Source organism: Pantoea sp. OXWO6B1 (assembly GCF_001641135.1).
GTDB lineage: Bacteria > Pseudomonadota > Gammaproteobacteria > Enterobacterales > Enterobacteriaceae > Pantoea > Pantoea allii.
In genome coordinates, this window is the sequence record NZ_CM004290.1 from 63785 (window position 1) to 80156 (window position 16372).

The 16372-nt window shown below is 51.4% G+C and carries 17 protein-coding genes; 10 read left to right on the forward strand and 7 right to left on the reverse strand.

Annotation, left to right across the window (positions count from 1 at the left end; all coding sequences use genetic code 11):
* Window positions 1-11: 11 nt before the first annotated feature.
* Window positions 12-1238 (reverse strand): D-threonate kinase, encoded by a 1227-nt coding sequence (locus A6A26_RS00325; protein WP_063876933.1) that lies wholly within the window; start codon window positions 1236-1238, stop codon window positions 12-14.
* 197 nt (window positions 1239-1435) lie between these two features.
* Between A6A26_RS00325 and A6A26_RS00330 the strand changes: the two genes are divergently transcribed.
* From A6A26_RS00330 to A6A26_RS00355, 6 genes are all read left to right on the forward strand, one after another.
* Window positions 1436-2581, forward strand: coding sequence for an iron-containing alcohol dehydrogenase (locus A6A26_RS00330; RefSeq protein WP_063876934.1), 1146 nt, complete (start codon window positions 1436-1438; stop codon window positions 2579-2581).
* Between the two features lie 18 nt (window positions 2582-2599).
* Entirely contained in the window at window positions 2600-3484 is an 885-nt protein-coding gene (locus A6A26_RS00335) for a dihydrodipicolinate synthase family protein (protein WP_063876935.1), read from the forward strand.
* Window positions 3485-3561: 77 nt separating this feature from the next.
* Window positions 3562-4983: a sodium:solute symporter family protein gene (locus A6A26_RS00340; RefSeq protein ID WP_063876936.1), complete on the forward strand. Its 1422-nt coding sequence runs from the start codon at window positions 3562-3564 to the stop codon at window positions 4981-4983.
* A 1-nt stretch (window position 4984) separates the two neighbouring features.
* Entirely contained in the window at window positions 4985-6142 is a 1158-nt protein-coding gene (locus tag A6A26_RS00345; RefSeq protein ID WP_063876937.1) for a sialidase family protein, read from the forward strand.
* A gap of 4 nt (window positions 6143-6146) precedes the next feature.
* Complete coding sequence (locus tag A6A26_RS00350) at window positions 6147-6617, forward strand: NanQ anomerase/TabA/YiaL family protein (protein ID WP_063876938.1); 471 nt, start codon at window positions 6147-6149, stop codon at window positions 6615-6617.
* Window position 6618: 1 nt separating this feature from the next.
* Window positions 6619-7299 (forward strand): SDR family NAD(P)-dependent oxidoreductase, encoded by a 681-nt coding sequence (locus A6A26_RS00355; RefSeq protein WP_063876939.1) that lies wholly within the window; start codon window positions 6619-6621, stop codon window positions 7297-7299.
* 175 nt (window positions 7300-7474) lie between these two features.
* Here the strand turns inward: A6A26_RS00355 and A6A26_RS00360 are convergent, their stop codons facing one another.
* Window positions 7475-7876, reverse strand: coding sequence for a cupin domain-containing protein (locus tag A6A26_RS00360; protein ID WP_063876940.1), 402 nt, complete (start codon window positions 7874-7876; stop codon window positions 7475-7477).
* Window positions 7877-8129: 253 nt separating this feature from the next.
* On the opposite strand from A6A26_RS00360, the gene A6A26_RS00365 reads away from it, so the two are divergent.
* Window positions 8130-8927, forward strand: a complete 798-nt coding sequence (locus A6A26_RS00365) for a MetQ/NlpA family ABC transporter substrate-binding protein (RefSeq protein WP_063876941.1) — start codon at window positions 8130-8132, stop codon at window positions 8925-8927.
* Window positions 8928-8976: 49 nt separating this feature from the next.
* On the opposite strand, the gene A6A26_RS00370 is transcribed toward A6A26_RS00365, so the two are convergent.
* Window positions 8977-9684 carry a phage antirepressor KilAC domain-containing protein gene (locus tag A6A26_RS00370; RefSeq protein WP_063876942.1) on the reverse strand — a complete coding sequence of 236 codons (708 nt, stop codon included), beginning with the start codon at window positions 9682-9684 and terminating at the stop codon, window positions 8977-8979.
* 432 nt (window positions 9685-10116) lie between these two features.
* Between A6A26_RS00370 and A6A26_RS00375 the strand changes: the two genes are divergently transcribed.
* Together A6A26_RS00375 and A6A26_RS00380 are read left to right on the forward strand one after the other, a co-directional pair.
* A complete protein-coding gene (locus A6A26_RS00375; protein WP_063876943.1) occupies window positions 10117-10551 on the forward strand; it encodes a 6,7-dimethyl-8-ribityllumazine synthase in 435 nt (144 codons plus the stop codon).
* 98 nt (window positions 10552-10649) lie between these two features.
* Window positions 10650-11123: a nuclear transport factor 2 family protein gene (locus tag A6A26_RS00380; RefSeq protein ID WP_063876944.1), complete on the forward strand. Its 474-nt coding sequence runs from the start codon at window positions 10650-10652 to the stop codon at window positions 11121-11123.
* 258 nt (window positions 11124-11381) lie between these two features.
* Here the strand turns inward: A6A26_RS00380 and A6A26_RS00385 are convergent, their stop codons facing one another.
* From A6A26_RS00385 to budA, 4 genes are all read right to left on the reverse strand, one after another.
* Window positions 11382-11834, reverse strand: coding sequence for a hypothetical protein (locus tag A6A26_RS00385; protein ID WP_063876945.1), 453 nt, complete (start codon window positions 11832-11834; stop codon window positions 11382-11384).
* 224 nt (window positions 11835-12058) lie between these two features.
* The gene (locus tag A6A26_RS00390) at window positions 12059-12832 is read right to left on the reverse strand and encodes a (S)-acetoin forming diacetyl reductase (RefSeq protein WP_063876946.1); all 774 of its coding nucleotides are present in this window, start codon (window positions 12830-12832) and stop codon (window positions 12059-12061) included.
* Between the two features lie 31 nt (window positions 12833-12863).
* Window positions 12864-14543: an acetolactate synthase AlsS gene (gene alsS, locus A6A26_RS00395; protein ID WP_063876947.1), complete on the reverse strand. Its 1680-nt coding sequence runs from the start codon at window positions 14541-14543 to the stop codon at window positions 12864-12866.
* Between the two features lie 15 nt (window positions 14544-14558).
* Window positions 14559-15341: an acetolactate decarboxylase gene (gene budA, locus A6A26_RS00400; protein WP_063876948.1), complete on the reverse strand. Its 783-nt coding sequence runs from the start codon at window positions 15339-15341 to the stop codon at window positions 14559-14561.
* A 104-nt stretch (window positions 15342-15445) separates the two neighbouring features.
* On the opposite strand from budA, the gene A6A26_RS00405 reads away from it, so the two are divergent.
* Window positions 15446-16339 carry a LysR family transcriptional regulator gene (locus A6A26_RS00405; RefSeq protein ID WP_063876949.1) on the forward strand — a complete coding sequence of 298 codons (894 nt, stop codon included), beginning with the start codon at window positions 15446-15448 and terminating at the stop codon, window positions 16337-16339.
* The last annotated feature ends 33 nt before the right edge of the window (window positions 16340-16372 follow it).

Below are 16372 nucleotides of genomic sequence, written 5' to 3' on the forward strand. Positions count from 1 at the left end.
TAGCAACAGTATTAGTCACCTGTTTTCTCCTCAACGAAACTCAAAATTTTTAAGAGGGTGGTTTCATCACCGAAAGCACCGGCTTTAGTAAATACAGTCTGATTCCAGTCACAGCCAAGTAAGCGCCCGTAGGGAACACAACCTGCAGCCCTGCCCCGAATTCTGAATCCTGTTGCGCCCAATGCGGTTGCGGTTGCAGTCGCGACATCACCACCGGAGAGATACAGTGCTTTTGGTGGCGTGATGCGCATGACCGAATGGACCAGTTCTCCAAGCAGAAAACTGATTTTTTCACCCAGTTGCTTACGGGTAATGCCACGTTGTTCACACAGCCTCTGTATATGTTGCCTGTCGCCACTGTCACAGCAGGTATGAACCAGACAATGTGAGCCATGACGAAGAATGCAGGTAATGGCCTCTCTGAAACGATCGCTACCTTTCTCCAGCAGTTCAGCGGTATCGATATAGACGTGTTCAACTCGCGGATGTTCTGCGGCTAGCACCAGTTGTCTTTGAGCGACTTCACTCATTGAACCCACCACAGCGAACAGGCCTGGGTACTTTTTGGCTGACGTAAAATAGCGAGCAAAAGCATCACACAGCCCAGCTGAGCCTACCAGCAACGGCTTTGGCCGTAACGATGCACATATTTCTACGATGTGATCCAACTCAGCATCAGTTTTTGCATCAACGATGAGGGCGGTCATTCCTTCGCGCACCTCTTGCGCGTGCCGGGCAAGATCGCTGCACCTGACGTTAATGCAGCTAATGCCACTCTGTTTTTGCACAATGTCACTGATATCTGCACTCACGATCGGGGTTTTTGGATCGCTGGCAAATTCCGTCGCGGTGAGCAACTTGCCGGAAACCAGACATTCACCGTTTTGCGTTGTTCGTCCTGCTGCCGGAAACGCAGGCGCAATGACCGCAAGATTGATGCCGGTTGCCTGCAACACTGCCTCTGTTTCGGCTCCGGGATTACCTCGCATCGTCGAATCGATCTTTTTGATAAACCACTCCACGGTCATACCGGGTTGGTCTGCCAAAAGTGCAGTCATTTGGTTTGTGACTTGCTGTGCGGCATCGCTCGCTGAATACGCCCTGCTGTCGCTGTTCAGCACAATCGCCTGAGCCTTACTCAGATAGGGCTGTTGGAAAATGACATCCACGACCATGCCCGCTTCAGCCAGCGAAACACCGGCATCATTCGCGCCGGTGAAATCATCGGCCAGCACAATGCATTTTTTTGATTACCCGCCTGCACCGTCATTGGATCTCCAATGCTACTCATCTGTCGTTTGATTATATTCAATCACAATCGATTATATGTGAGCAAGATCAATTTAATAAAGCCTCATTTTATTTATAAATTTAGTCACTGAGTGAATGCGCTACAGCAGCATGAAGAATTTCAGTCAAAAACGGGGAGAAAAACGTGGCATTAATTAACAGTACAATCTTAAGCGGTTCCAACGCGATAAACGCCCTCACGCCAGTCGTGGTGGGCCGTAACCGACTGCTGGTTTTGACAGACAAGAACATTGTGAATTTGTCCGCGACTCAGCAAATTCTGGCACTACTGGGCCAGGATGACCGTCATGTTGAACTCATTGATGATGTTCCCGCTGAGCCAACGCATACCGATGTTGAGGCCGTGCTGACGCGCGCGACAGGCAAAACCTATGATTTGGTGGTGGGCATTGGCGGCGGAAGCGTTTTAGATGTGGCGAAGCTCCTCTCTGTTTTATGCCATGCTTCCAGCCCGTCGCTTAAGGCGCTGCTGGACGGTCAGAAAATCGAAGCCCGTTTGTCCTCGCTGCTCATTCCTTCTACTGCGGGCACCGGATCGGAATCGACACCCAATGCCATTCTGGCCATTCCAGAGAAAAATACCAAAGTGGGCATTATTTCTCCTGTGATGCTGCCCGATTATGTTGCCCTGCTACCCGAACTGACAACCAGCATGCCGGCGCACATCGCCTCTTCAACGGGCATTGATGCGTTGTGCCATTTACTTGAATGCTACACCGCCACCATTTCTAACCCTGTGGGCGACAACGTGGCGTTAATGGGTCTGCATAAATTATTCCGTAATCTCGAAACATCCGTTAATGAGCCGCATAACCTGAACGCCAGGCTGGAGATGCTGTGGGCTTCTTATTATGGCGGCGCGGCGATTGCCCATGCCGGCACTCACCTTGTGCATGCGCTTTCTTATCCGCTGGGCGGGACCTGGCATCTGCCTCACGGTGTCGCCAACGCCATTCTGCTGGCACCCTGCATGAAAGTCGTGCGCCCGTTTGCCGTGGAAAAATTTGCCAACGTTTGGGACCTGATTCCGGATGCCGATACCACGCTAAGCCAGGAAGAGAAATCCCATGCGCTGGTCGACTATCTCGCCAAATTAGTCAAACGACTCAACCTGCCGGATAACCTGGAAGCCTTAGGTGTGCCTTCAGATGACATTGATTCCCTTAGCGAAGCGGCTCTGAATGTGAAGCGGTTGATGAACAATGCGCCTTGCGTGGTCAGCCATCAGGACGTGGCTGCGATTTACCGGACGCTTTTCCCAACGGTTTAATTTAAAAAGGAGTGGGCAATGAGTAAAAAAATTGAAGGTGTGCTAACAGCGATTGTTACCCCTTTTGACAAAGAAGGTGAGCTTAATCTTGATGAGCTTAAACGTCAGGTGATTCGTCAACTGAATGCGGGCAATGGGATTTTCTGCGGCGGCACCAACGGTGAGTTTTTTGTTCTGAATGAAAAAGAGAAACTCACTGTGACTGAAACCTGTGTCGATGAAGTATCAGGACGCGGAAACGTCGTTGCACATATTGGTGAGATCTCTACCCGTGAAACCATTCGCTTAGGTAAACAAATTGAGAAACTGGGCGTAGACGCGGTTTCGGTTATTACGCCTTACTTTGTTCCCCTCAATCAACGCGAACTGATTAACCATTATACGGCTATCGCTGATGCCCTTTCCGTGCCGGTTTTTTTGTACAACATTCCGGCCAGAACGGGCAATACCATTGCGCCAGAAACGGCCCGCATACTGGCTGAGCACCCCAATATTATTGGCGTAAAAGACAGTGCGGGAAGCTACGAAAGCTTGAGTGGATATCTGGATGCGGTGAAGGATAGCAAAGACTTTGCTGTCCTGAACGGGCCGGATTCGCTTATCCATCAGGGTTATGTAGACGGCTGTTCAGCCTGCATTTCAGGTCTGGCTAACGTTGCGCCCCGTCAAATAAATGATATCTGGTCCCGGTTCCACGCTGGAGATATCGACGGATCGCGATTGGCACAAGAGCAGGTAACGGGTTTACGCACCGACCTTTATAAAGTGGCCTTTTCACCTGCAGCGGTAAAAAAAGCGTTGCAGATTCTGGGGCATAACGTGGGCGAAAGTCGTTATGCGATTCATTTTGATGCCGCTCAGGAAGATGAAATCCGCAGAATCATCAACCTCTACCTGAAGTGATAATAAGAAGTAATAAATCGTAAATACAGGGAGTACACCCTGCTCCCCGAATTTATCTTGTTATATCTGAGGCTATAATGAAAACTTTCAACGCTCAGGACACCCTGATAATTATTGGCATTGTGGTGGCTTATATTGTCTTTACCACCTGGCTGACATTCCGATTGCGCAGTAAAAACTCTGGCGATTTTATGGAAGGCTCCAGAGCCATGCCAGCCTTTATCGTTGGTATTCTGCTGATGTCAGAATATATAGGCGCAAAATCCACTATTGGGACTGCTCAGGCCGCTTTCGAAGGCGGTATCGCGGCGTCATGGTCTGTTATTGGTGCCGCAATTGGTTTCCCGTTATTTGGTATGCTCCTGGTAAAACGTATTTATAATACCGGCAAGATTACCATTTCAGGTGCTATCGCTGAAAAATACGGTAACAGTACTAAAAATATTATTTCACTGATCATGATTTATGCCCTGCTCCTGGTCAATGTGGGAAATTATGTGAGTGGTGCCGCTGCTATCGCGACGGTATTACACGTCACCTTACCAGTTGCCGCATTTATTACGGCCGTGGTCAGTACCTTCTATTTTGCGTTTGGTGGTTTGAAAGGGATTGCCTGGGTCACCATGCTGCACAGCGGGTTAAAGTATTTTGGTGTGCTGGCCATTTTATGGTTTGCCCTGTCGCAAACGGGCGGCCTCAAGCCAATGATCGACGAAATGCCCGCTTATTACTGGACCTGGGACGGGAATATTGGTGCGTCAACAATCTTTGCCTGGCTCATCGGTACCATTGGTTCGATTTTCTGCACGCAGTTTGTGATTCAGGCCATCTCCTCAACCAAAGATGTTAAGTCTGCGCAGCGTTCAACCTGGATTGCTTTCCTGTTCTGTATGCCGATTGCCCTGGCGATTGCGGTGATCGGCGTGGCCGCTAAGTATCTGCATCCCGACATTAACAGCCTGTATGCAATGCCCGTGTTCCTGCAGGACATGAACCCGTGGCTGGCCGGTCTGGTGACGACCTCGCTGGTTGCCTCCATCTTTGTCAGCGTCAGTACTGTAGCCCTGGCGATTGCCTCACTGGTGGTGAAAGATTTTTATGTGCCTTACTTCAAGCCGTCACCTGAGCAGGAATTTAAAACTACCCGCTGGTTATCGCTGTTAATTGGCTTCCTGCCGCTGATTTTTGTTCTGTTCGTACCGGAAGTCCTGAAGCTCTCTTTCTTTACACGTGCTATTCGTCTGTCTATTACCGTTGTCGCGGTGATTGCTTTCTACGCGCCATTTTACAGAAGTACCCGTGGCGCAAACGCGGGACTGATTGGCGCCTGTGTTGTCACCTCCATCTGGTATCTCTTAGGGGATCCGTTTGGTATTAACAACATGTATATCGCGCTCCTGACGCCTGCGTTAATCATGGCTATCGATCATATGATCCCAAGTAAAGCCAGAACCCAAGCCGCTGAAGACGCAAAAACTGCAGCAAGCAAAGGAGAATAAAATGACTGTAACCGTAATTCGTGATGGCCATGTGAAGCCATGGGAAAAAGATGGCCGAGTGCTGACGGCAATGTTGCCTTCGTCGTGCCCGCAAAACCACGCGGCAAATATTTTGCCGCTTCACGATGGTTCCCTGCTCTGTGTCTGGTTCGGCGGCACGCAGGAAGGGATTGCTGATATCTCCGTCTGGTGCTCGCGCTTGCCGGCGGGAGGTGAGACCTGGAGCGAGGCGGTAAAACTGTCTGACGATCCAACACGTTCTGAGCAGAACCCTGTGCTGTTTCTCGCGCCCGATAATGTGCTGTGGCTGTTATGGACAGCGCAGGTATCCGGCAATCAGGATACCGCGATTGTCAGATACCGCCAGTCCCGCGATCTGGGTAAAACCTGGGGGCCGATTGACACCCTGTTAGATAAGCCAGGAACGTTCATCCGTCAGCCTATCACCGTGCTTGAGAATGGTAACTGGTTACTGCCCGTCTTCTACTGCCGCACTCAGCCGGGCGAAAAGTGGGTTGGTAATGATGATATCAGCGCGGTGAAAGTTTCGTCCGATCAGGGCAAAAGCTGGCGGGATGTGGTGGTGCCGGACAGCCTGGGTTGCGTGCACATGAACATCACCGCCTTACAGGACGGCTCGCTTGTTGCCCTTTATCGCAGTCGCTGGGCAGATAATATCTATCTCAGCCGCTCAACCGACGGCGGTGAAACCTGGTCAGCGCCTGAAGCCACCGTTCTGCCTAACAACAACTCCTCAATTCAGGTGACAACGCTTCAAAGCGGCGAACTGGCCCTGGTGTTTAACAATATGAGCGCGGCCGGAGCCACGGAACGTCGTGCCTCTTTGTATGATGAGATCGATGATGGTGATGGCAGAAAAGAGCCAGAAACTACCGGCCGTGCCGCATTTTGGGGGGCACCACGCGCGCCCATGACCCTGGCTATTTCGGCTGATGGCGGCAAGAGCTGGCCATGGCAGAAAAATCTGGATGAGGGCGATGGTTACTGCATGACCAATAACTCGCAGGAAAAGCTTAACCGTGAGTTTTCCTATCCAAGTATCAAACAGGATGCCGAAGGCACATTGCATATCGCTTATACGTATTTCCGTCAGGCGATCAAATATGCTCGCGTCACGCCAGACTGGGTGAAGGAATAGTCAGATGATGATTGGAAACCTGAACGCCCTGCCAATGGCAGGGTTACCGGATAAACTGTTAGCCCTACTCCAGTTACCCGAATGCTCACTTGAGGCATTAGCAGCAAAAGACATCGGTAAGTGGCAACCGGAAAAGGCTGAGTGGTTTTGTAATATTCAGCAGGCCAGCACTCAGGATGCGGCATTACGACATACGGAATATCACCATCTTTGGGCTGATATTCAGGTGATGCTGGAAGGGGAAGAGATGATCAACGCGGGAATGCAGTCGGTGGCCGATACCGGGGATGAAGAGAAAAAACCCGATCTGTTTATCACCAACCGAAGCGATTTGCCGGTGAGCATTGTGCTAAAAAAAGGAGATTTTGCGGTATTTCTGCCCGGTGAACCGCATCAGGCACTGTGTGCGGTAAACGAACCGATGACGGTCCGCAAAGCGGTATTTAAAGTACCAAAATCTATGTTGGGAGGCTGAGATGCGTCACGCTATCGTCACTGGATACAGCTCCGGAATCGGCAAAGCCATCACACAGCATCTGCTGAGTCACGGCTGGAAAGTGACCGGCCTGAGCAGAACGCAAGGTGAGATGACATCACCGAACCTTGACTGGATTGCCGTTGATTTAACGGACGCCGACCAGCTTAAATCGGCTATCAGCCATCTTGATACGCCGGATGCGCTGATACATGCCGCAGGGATGATAGTGGCCGCACCCTTGGGTGAGCTGGATGGCGCGGCCAGCGCGCGCCTGTGGTCGTTGCACGTTCACGCGGCGGAAGTCCTGGTCAATCACTTTGCGCCAACGATGCAGTCTGGCAGCCGGATCGTCATTATAGGTAGCCGTACCTCCCGGGGTGCCGCTAACCGTTCGCAATATGCCGCAACCAAAGCGGCGCTGGTCGGTATGGTCCGCTCCTGGGGAATGGAGCTGGCACCGCGTAACATTACCGTTAACGTCGTCGCGCCTGGCGCAACAGAAACGCCGATGCTCACCAAACCTGAGCGCGCCGCTTCGGCACCTATAGTGCCCCCGATTGGTCGCTTAATCCGGCCAGAAGAAGTGGCCTCGCTGGTGGGTTATTTACTCAGCGAACTTGCCGCGCCTGTTACCGGTCAGGAACTGGTTATCTGTGGGGGCGCATCGCTGAAAGCCTGAAGTGTGTCGCATAACAACATAAACCAGCCTTTATCGGCTGGTTTTTTTATCCGTCATTACCCTGAATGACGTCATCGACATAGCCTGCTCCCCGAAGGATTTCACGGCCTTGCTCCCTTATGGTTGGGCGGCACCGCGCTGCCAGTGCTCACCGACAACGGCATACCTCTTCCCGTTAAAATTCTTCAGGTTCGCCGGGAAGCGGGTCGGTCAGCTCCATCCCTTTCACCCCCGCATAGGTAATCACCAGCTCGGCAGGCGTGTTCAGCGTAAAGCCGCGATGTGCGCTGTTTACCGTTTCATTTAACGCTTCGCCAGCCTGAAAGGTTTGTTGTTCACCGGTTTCTTTATCCTCAACCACAAGCGTGCCTGACAAGATAAAGCACGCATTCGGCATGGGATGAGTATGCCACGGCAATGAGGTATGGGCCGGAAGGGTCAGGCGCATCACCGTCAGTTCGGGCTCCCCTTGCGGATAAGCTTCAATACGCTGACCGTTCCACGCCTGACTGCTTTTTAATACCTGCACGGCGACGATTTCTGAATCTGATGATTTATCGGGATGATTCCCTGACATGTTTGCTCCTGACAGCGAGTCGGCGATGCCGAAATGAGTGACGTGTTTAAACGTAGCTGATTATTCAGCGTGGTGTGGCCTGACTTCATAATGGATTTTTTCATGCAGAGGTCGTTGAGTCATGGATTATCCTGTGGTGATTTTTTAAACAAATCAGGCGTTAATGGTTATATCTTATATCGCCACGTCAGTACGCAAGGCTGAGAATTTGTATTAGGCTTTTGACATCTTTTACTGATGGGAATAGCTACTAATGAAAGGTTTATTTACGGCGCTAATCGCCAGTTCCGTATTATTATTGTCCGCCTGTTCACCTGATAATGATCATAAAGTTAAAGTCGCGATAAACACCGGTCCCGATGAAGCGATCTGGCAGGAAGTGCAAAAAATTGCTAAAGACAAGTATCAGCTGGATGTTGAAGTCCTTAACTTCAACGATTACGTGCTGCCAAACGAAGCGCTCAATAATAAAGAAGTGGATGCCAACGCGTTTCAGAGTCTTCCTTACCTTGAAGAACAATCCAAAGAGCGTGGCTACAAATTTGCCTTCGTAGGTAAAACCTTTGTCTTCCCTATCGCTGCTTATTCTCACAAAATTAAAAACATCAGTGAACTTAAAGATGGCGATACCATTACCCTTTCTAATGAAGCCACGACGCTGGGCCGCAGTCTGCTGCTGTTGCAGGCGCAGGGCTTGATTAAGCTCAAAGAGGGCGTTGGTTACTTGCCCACCTCGCTGGATATTACCGAGAACCCTAAGCACCTGAAGCTGGTTGAAGTTGATACGCCGCAGTTAACCCGTACTCTCGACGACCCGAACGTCACACTTTCAATTATTAATACCAACTTCTCTGCTCAGGCGGGCCTGTCAGCCCATCGCGACGGATTGTTTATGGAGAGCGCCTCATCGCCTTACGTCAATGCGCTGGTATCACGCCAGGACAATAAAGACAGCGATAAGATTCAAAAGCTGAAGTCTGCTTTACAGTCTCCAGAAGTCGCGGCTAAGGCTGAAGAAGTCTACAAAGGTGATGCTATTAAGGGCTGGTAAACAGCCTGTCGGAGCAGGCCGCTTAGTTGGCGGCCTGTACCGGCAAGTGCTAAGCCGCCGCACCTTTGGTTTGTGTCGACAGATGCCCGGCCCACAGGTGGGCAATCCATCTGACGCCTTTAGCAGTAAAACGCGCCTGAGAGAAAGCATGCTGATTATCCGCCGTGCCTGAATGCAGCGTAAAGTAACCCGCCTGAAGATGATAATGTTGAGGCGTCAGGGTTCCCTTGTCACGGAACATGATATTACGCTCCAGCAGGAACTGACGGAAATCAGCCTCTTTGGCTTTCAGCATTTTACACAGCTGGCGAAAACCCAGAGAGGTTTCGACGTTAACAAAGTCGTCAAAAAAAGCGGCTTTAGGTGCTGACTCCGCCAACTGCTTCTCTGCGGCCCGCCGCTGTTCAAACTGTTCAGCCCAGGCACGCGCCGCTTCAGCGGGATTGGTGAAGTCAGGCAGATGAATGCGTTCTTCCAGGGCTTGCCAACGGTCAAGCGCATCGGCAGTAAAACCGGGCGAAAGCCGGGCGACGGCAAGCAGGGAGTCGCGTTTATTCAGGCAGAACTCCTGACGCATCTCACCCTGCCGCTCATAGAGATTGACTAAAAGCGGCTGGGACAGGCGCTGCGCCGTTTCAAGGCTTTTGATTAAACGTTTGACTTCACCGTGCGTGTTCCCGGTCATTTGGGCAATTTCACGGCTGGTCATGGTAATGGCATGATCCGTTGCTTTGAAGATTTCTGTCGACATCATCATGGGCTTTACCCCCTAATCATTCCAGACAACACCCAACGGGCAGTGGAATAATTATACAATTACCTGTTTAAATATCCAGTAGTATTTTTAAGCAGACACATAAGTGGAAAGCGTTACGCAAAAAGGGCGTTACGACATCGCTGTTAAGGCTCCTGCAAAAGCACCCCTTGCTGCACTAAGCCCCTGGCTATTGCAACAGTGGATGGCTGTAAAAGCTCATTAAAGGTAAGCAGGGTTTATTGACATCAGCTTATAATGTCGCCCTTACGTTAGTGACTTCACCTGCATTCCGCCCTCAGGCGGCCAGGTTTATTAAGAAGTGCTGAGCGAATCTGTCGTGCTGCGCATCAGACAGCTTTATTTTTTATTTGGTAGAAGGCGATCGTTTTGCGATTTCACGGGAGCCGGATGTCACGTTTACTGGAGTAAGTTATGCAACCGTTAAGAGTCGCCTTTATCAAGGCAAACTGGCACAGCGACATTGTTTCTCAAACCCTGGTTGGCTTTAATCAGGAAATGGAGAACAGTGGCACGCCTTACGCGATCAAAACCTGGGATGTGCCTGGTGCCTTTGAAATGCCGTTACTGGCACAGCGCCTGGCGCAAACAGGGCAATTTGACGCCATCGTCTGTGCGGCATTGGTGGTAGATGGTGGAATTTACCGCCACGACTTTGTTGCTCAGGCCGTGGTCAGTGGCTTAATGCAGGCACAGCTTGCAACGAATGTGCCGGTATTTTCTGTCTCACTGACGCCCCATAATTTTCAGCCTTCCGACGACTTCATTGATTTCTACACGGCGCATTTCGTGAAAAAAGGGAAAGAAGCGGCACGCGCGGTCTGTCAGGTTCACGCCATTTCACTTTAAAACAGGCGCTATTTCGTCACGCCCCGCTCTTTGATGCTATTCAGCCGACACCCTGCTTTTGTGGTGCCGCTGAGTCTGTCAGGATTTCAGGAGACACAATGGAAGCACAACGTCAGCCGTTACCGCCGTTTACCGATGTACAGGATGCGATAAAGAAAGTTCGCCTGGCAGAAGACGCCTGGAACAGCCGCGATCCGGAACGCGTTTCTCTGGCCTATTCACCCGACAGCGCATGGCGCAACCGAGATACCTTCATCACGGGCCGGGCCGAAATCGTGACATTTTTACAAGACAAATGGCAACGCGAAGCCGAGTATCGGTTGATTAAAGAGTTATGGAGCTTTCACGCGAATCGTATTGCCGTGCGTTTTGCCTATGAGTGGCACGACAGCCAGGCCAACTGGTTCCGCTCCTACGGCAATGAGAACTGGGAATTTGATGAGAATGGTTTCATGGTGAAACGTTATGCCAGCATTAACGATGTAGCTATTACCGACAGCCAGCGACTGTTTCACTGGCCTCAGGGCCGTCGGCCGGACGATCATCCTTCACTCAGCGATTTGGGGCTTTAGCCACGCATCCCTGATGCTGTTTCTGTTATCCGGAACGCCACATGAGCAGATTATTCTCTTTAAAAAGAGAACAATCGTCATCACAGGGCGGTCTGATACAGATGATAAGAACGGTTACAGAATGAGGTGGCCAGAAGCGCTGGAAGCGGTTGCTGAGCGATCAGCATGATGACGACAGCAACCTGAAATTATCTGTCTTCATGCAAACATCAGGCTTCAGCTGGGTGCCCTAAGCTCTCTCTGCCCCTCAAGATTGAATCAGCCCTGTTCCTGCTCTTGTGGCTGTGGTTGCGGCTGTTCAGTCTGTTTTGGCTGTTCAACAAACGTCGCCTTATTACGGGTCACCGTGTAAGCCACCTTTTTGACATCATCAGGTGACGTTGTCACCTCAAGTGGATCGATAGTCACACGTCCCAGGCCAAACAGCGTGCGCACATAGCCACCGACTTCGTGTTTACCCGCAGCAACATGAACAATCTTGCTTTCACCATTTGGCAGTTCGCCTGCATCTTTGCCATCTACCGTCAGATAAATATGCGATCCGTCATCAGCACGCGTAATGACGTGTGAAACATCAATCTGCGTTGGACCGGTTGTAAAATCATCGGCAGCAACGGCAGCATCAGCAGTGGTATTGGCGGCAGGATGTTTAGCACATCCGGCTAATGTGGTGGCGACCGCGAGTGCGGCAAAAAGATTACGATAACGCATTATGACTGTCTGACTCCGTGGCAAATGAGCGCATCATTTTAGCGGTTTCAGCGCATGATGGAAGCCCGCAAACGCTCGGTATGCTCTTAAAATTGTCAGTAAACTATGGGAAAGGTAACCAGAGTGGTCATGGCAGGATAAATCACGGCAGCAATGCGCGTTTCGGGCTGAGGTTCGCGTGGAATACGGGCAGTCTGGCGCACTGGCGCCAGACTTTTATCCGATCAGCTAAACACCATGCCACCGTCTACCAGTAACGACTGTCCGGTGATGTAATCAGAGTCCGGGCCGGCAAGAAAGGCGACACAGGCCGCCACATCCTCAGGCTCTGACAGGCGGCCGAGCGTGATGCGTTTTGCAAACTCCTGCGTGCCATAACCGGCAGGTTTGCCCGCCGCTTCGGAAATTTGCCGATCGATTTCTGCCCACATTGGCGTGTTAACAATGCCGGGGCAAAAACCATTCACCGTGATCCCCGCAGGTGCCAGATCCCGAGCCGCAGTTTGTGTTAAACCTCGCACGGCAAACTTGCTTGAGCTGTACACTGCCAGTTCGGGATTGCCTACGTGCCCGGCCTGAGAACAGGCGTTAATGATTTTCCCACCGTGCCCTTCCGATGCGAACGCTTTTACCGCCGCCTGAATGCCCCAAATCACACCTTTGACGTTAACGTTGTAAACCTTGTCGATGACGTCTTCGGTGATTTCATCAATCGGCGTGGAGGGTGCGACACCCGCGTTATTGACGATGACGTTAAAATCACCCAAGACGCGGCGTGCTTCTTCTACCGCATGAAATACCTGATCCCGTTTTGACACATCAACCTTGATGGCCAGCGCACGGCTGCCTTCTTTTTCGATCTTTTCCGCGACCCGAGAAGCGGTTTCGATATTGAAATCAGCCACTGCAACCGCAAAACCGTCTTTAGCCAGACGTAAGGCAATGGCTTCACCAATGCCCTGACCCGCACCTGTAACAAGCGCAACTCGCTTTTTCATCATCGTTTCCTTATTCCATTTTCCATTGAAATCAAAGCAACTGACTGAGGTGTAGCTGACCCATCAGCAAGTGGTTATCGGCATAATCCACCGGCACCGCCACCACAGCCGGCCCCTGCACATCCATCGCTTTGCGTAGCGTTGGCTCAAGTTCAGATGCACTGTTCACCGCGAACCCTGCTGCACCGAATGCCTCTGCATAAGCTTTAAAGTCGATTGGGCCAAAGTTCACTCCTGAAACACGCTGGTATTTCTTCTCTTCCTGCATCGCCACCATGTTGTAAGCATTATCGACCCAGACAATGTGCAAAATATTCGCTTTCAGCCTGACCGCGGTTTCCAGCTCCATGCTTGATTGCAGGAAGCCGCCGTCTCCCGAAACCGAGACGACCTTGCGCTGTGGATCGACCAGCCAGGCGCCGATCGCCCAGGGCAGAGCAACGCCCATGGTTTGCTGTCCGTTGGAGATCATGATTTGCCGTGCACGGAAACTGTAGAGATAGCGGGCAATCCAGATATGGAAGCTCCCCATATCGACGGTCAGACTGACATCGCTGTTAATAATGTCCTGCATCGCGCGAACGATGCGCAGTGGATGAAGGGCAAACTGATTGAGGCTTGCCCCCTGCAAGGCAAGTAACTGCCGCTGTTGCTGACGATCGTCCAGTACGCTTGCAGCTTCATGGCTGAGTTGTAAAGGATGGGTGATACGTTCAGCCAGTTTACGCAGAGTCTCGGCAATGTTGCCGACCAGTTCCGCATCAGGCAGGTAGCGGTTATCTGTTTCTGCGGGCACCACATCAATGTGGACTAACGTCGCATTACCGCTGTTCCACATCGCTGGCTCATATTCAACCGGGCTGTAACCGATGGTAATAATCAGGTCCGCCTGTTGCAGCAGCTTGTCACCGGCCTGGTTGTTGAAAAGCCCAACGCGACCGGCAAAACGGGAAAAGTGTTCCTGGCGAATGGCACCTGCGGCCTGATAGGTACTGGTGACCGGAATATGGCTGCGGTTTAACAGATCGTGAATCGCCTCGCTGTTCTCAGGCTGGCTGGCCATCAGGCCCAGTAAAATAACCGGGTTTTTCGCGTTGGCGATTTCACGGCTGACCGCATCAATCATGATGTCAGGTGCCGCGCCCAAGGTGATGCGGCCTTTACTGGTGAGCACTTTACCCGTTACCGGCTGATCAACAATATCCTGCGGCAGGCTGACAAATGCACCGCCGCCGCGTCCATGCTCTGCATGACGGAACGCGTTCGACACGCATTCCGCCAGCGCAGAAGAATCCGTCACTTCGACCGCATATTTTGTCACCGGGCGAAACATGGAGACGGTATCCAGGCTCTGGTGAACCTGCTTGGCGCTGTCGGAGCGTTTGACCGCACCGCCAATGGCCACCACCGGATCGCCTTCACTGGTGGCGGTAGCCATACCGGTGACCAGGTTTGAACAGCCAGGACCGGATGTCACCAGCGCCACGCCCGCATTACCCGTCAGTCGGCCCACCGCAGCGGCCATAAAAGCCGCATTGGCTTCATGCCGCACGGGGATTGTTTGAATAGTCGAATCCAGCAGAGAATCAAATACCTTATCGATTTTTGCCCCTGGAATGCCAAACACATGGCTGACGCCCTGCGCTTCAAGTTGTGCGACAACCAAGTCGGCACCGCAGGTCCAGAGATTCGTATCAGAGAGAGTTTTCATATTCAGACCTCGTCATTAGCTTTCGACAGAACGGATTGCGTCATCCAGGTTTTCTGGCGTCAGGTTGGCATTAAGAAAGTCGCTGTTTTCTGGCAAATCGATGACCAGTGTGCTGATGGCACCAAAGGTCAGCGTGCCCTGCTCCAGCACATAATCCAGGATATGGCCGCCACCGGTTCTGTCGTCTGTGATGAAATGTTCGTGATAGCCCGCAACATTGATACCTTGCATGTACTGCGGCGTGCGGAAACCAATGAGTTCACCGCTGCGGTGGGTGAATTCAAATACGGGTTGATTGCCCAGGACTTCAGGCATCGATCGATAGGGGCGGCACTGGCACGGAACGGTACGCGTCTGGACTGAGGAAAAATGTCCACTTACACGCAGTGCACAAAACTGATTATCTGACGTGATTTCACTGTCAATAAGCTGATGCAGCTCATCGCGTTGCACCGCACGTTCAAAGACATGTTTATGCTGCGGCTGAAAAAAGGTCATTACCGCAAAGGGGGTTTTCTGATCGGGATCGGCAGGCCGGGCACTGCCATCGGCGCGCAGCTGATAAACGTTGCTGTCAAAAGCAATCAGTTCGCCATCCAGCTGATTAAAGGTTCCCAGGCCAAAATCGCCCTTACGCAATAAGTCCGCAATTCTGGTTTCACCATCATAAACCCCACTCAGTAGCGCACTCATCAGAGAGGTTTGATACATAACGCTTTCTGGCATGTTTTTCTGCAGTCTCTGGACAGTATCTTTTAGTTGATCCTCGCAGGAACAATCAGTTACAAAATTGCTCATCGGATGCCTCATAGGTTAACTGTTAAGCCGTGTTAACATAATGGTGGCCCTGTTTGATGACAGAATCCAATAGCAAAACCTGTTAACTTTGAGACGTTTTTAATATGGAACTGCGCCACCTTCGTTATTTTGTTGCTGTCGCACAGACGCTGCATTTCACTCGCGCGGCCGAACTGCTTGGCATTTCGCAGCCACCGTTGAGCCAGCAAATTCAGCGACTGGAGCATGAAATCGGTACACCGCTGTTGAAACGGCTGACGCGCGGCGTGGAACTGACGGATGCAGGAAAAACGTTTTTGACGGATGCGATTGAAATCATTCAACTCGCCGATCATGCGCTGGAGAAGGCGAAAGGTGTTGCCCGGGGAATTAGCGGCAAAATGTCGCTGGGCTTTGCCAGTTCGGTGGCGTTTAATCCTCGCGTCTTTGAGATTATACGGCGGTTTAAAGGGCGTTATCCCGCGCTGGAATTAATGACACGGGAAGAGAATATGTCATTACTTATTCAGGATCTGCAGGAAGGATTACTGGACGCGGCCTTTATTCGTCTCCCCTGCGAAAGCAGTAAGCCCTTTAATTTACGTGTTATTTCTACCGAACGGATGGTGCTGGCCTTACCGGCGACGCATCGCCTGCAGCAAAATCCCTGTATTGCCTTGAGTGAGCTGGCACAGGAAACCTTAATTATTTTCCCGCGCGACGTTTCACCCAGCCTTTATGAGCTTATCGTCAGTGCCTGTTTACGCGCAGGTTTCACCCCTTCATCTTTCCAGCAGGCGCCGCAAATCAGTTCTTCTCTTGGCATGGTGGGCGCAGGTTGCGGTATCGCGCTTATCCCGGAATCGATGGTTTGCGTTCAGAATCCACAGGTGTGCTTTCGCGAAATTGAAAATAATACCCTGTTCACGGATGTTGCTTTTGCATGGCGACGTAATCATACATCCAAGGCGGTCAACCACCTGTTGTCTCTGATGGCCGAGGGCGAAAAAACAGGCTGATGGAGGCGTTAACAGAGCGCCAGCTTGCTGGTT

What these genes read in the sequence shown, in the direction of transcription:
- A6A26_RS00340 (WP_063876936.1), top strand. Translation starts at nt 3,562, where the DNA reads ATGAAAACTTTCAACGCTCAGGACACCCTGATAATTATTGGCATTGTG.
- A6A26_RS00355 (WP_063876939.1), top strand. Translation starts at nt 6,619, where the DNA reads ATGCGTCACGCTATCGTCACTGGATACAGCTCCGGAATCGGCAAAGCC.
- A6A26_RS00370 (WP_063876942.1), bottom strand. Translation starts at nt 9,684, where the DNA reads ATGATGATGTCGACAGAAATCTTCAAAGCAACGGATCATGCCATTACC.
- A6A26_RS00380 (WP_063876944.1), top strand. Translation starts at nt 10,650, where the DNA reads ATGGAAGCACAACGTCAGCCGTTACCGCCGTTTACCGATGTACAGGAT.
- A6A26_RS00360 (WP_063876940.1), bottom strand. Translation starts at nt 7,876, where the DNA reads ATGTCAGGGAATCATCCCGATAAATCATCAGATTCAGAAATCGTCGCC.
- A6A26_RS00390 (WP_063876946.1), bottom strand. Translation starts at nt 12,832, where the DNA reads ATGAAAAAGCGAGTTGCGCTTGTTACAGGTGCGGGTCAGGGCATTGGT.
- A6A26_RS00335 (WP_063876935.1), top strand. Translation starts at nt 2,600, where the DNA reads ATGAGTAAAAAAATTGAAGGTGTGCTAACAGCGATTGTTACCCCTTTT.
- A6A26_RS00365 (WP_063876941.1), top strand. Translation starts at nt 8,130, where the DNA reads ATGAAAGGTTTATTTACGGCGCTAATCGCCAGTTCCGTATTATTATTG.
- A6A26_RS00350 (WP_063876938.1), top strand. Translation starts at nt 6,147, where the DNA reads ATGATGATTGGAAACCTGAACGCCCTGCCAATGGCAGGGTTACCGGAT.
- A6A26_RS00375 (WP_063876943.1), top strand. Translation starts at nt 10,117, where the DNA reads ATGCAACCGTTAAGAGTCGCCTTTATCAAGGCAAACTGGCACAGCGAC.
- alsS (WP_063876947.1), bottom strand. Translation starts at nt 14,543, where the DNA reads ATGAAAACTCTCTCTGATACGAATCTCTGGACCTGCGGTGCCGACTTG.
- budA (WP_063876948.1), bottom strand. Translation starts at nt 15,341, where the DNA reads ATGAGCAATTTTGTAACTGATTGTTCCTGCGAGGATCAACTAAAAGAT.
- A6A26_RS00405 (WP_063876949.1), top strand. Translation starts at nt 15,446, where the DNA reads ATGGAACTGCGCCACCTTCGTTATTTTGTTGCTGTCGCACAGACGCTG.
- A6A26_RS00345 (WP_063876937.1), top strand. Translation starts at nt 4,985, where the DNA reads ATGACTGTAACCGTAATTCGTGATGGCCATGTGAAGCCATGGGAAAAA.
- A6A26_RS00385 (WP_063876945.1), bottom strand. Translation starts at nt 11,834, where the DNA reads ATGCGTTATCGTAATCTTTTTGCCGCACTCGCGGTCGCCACCACATTA.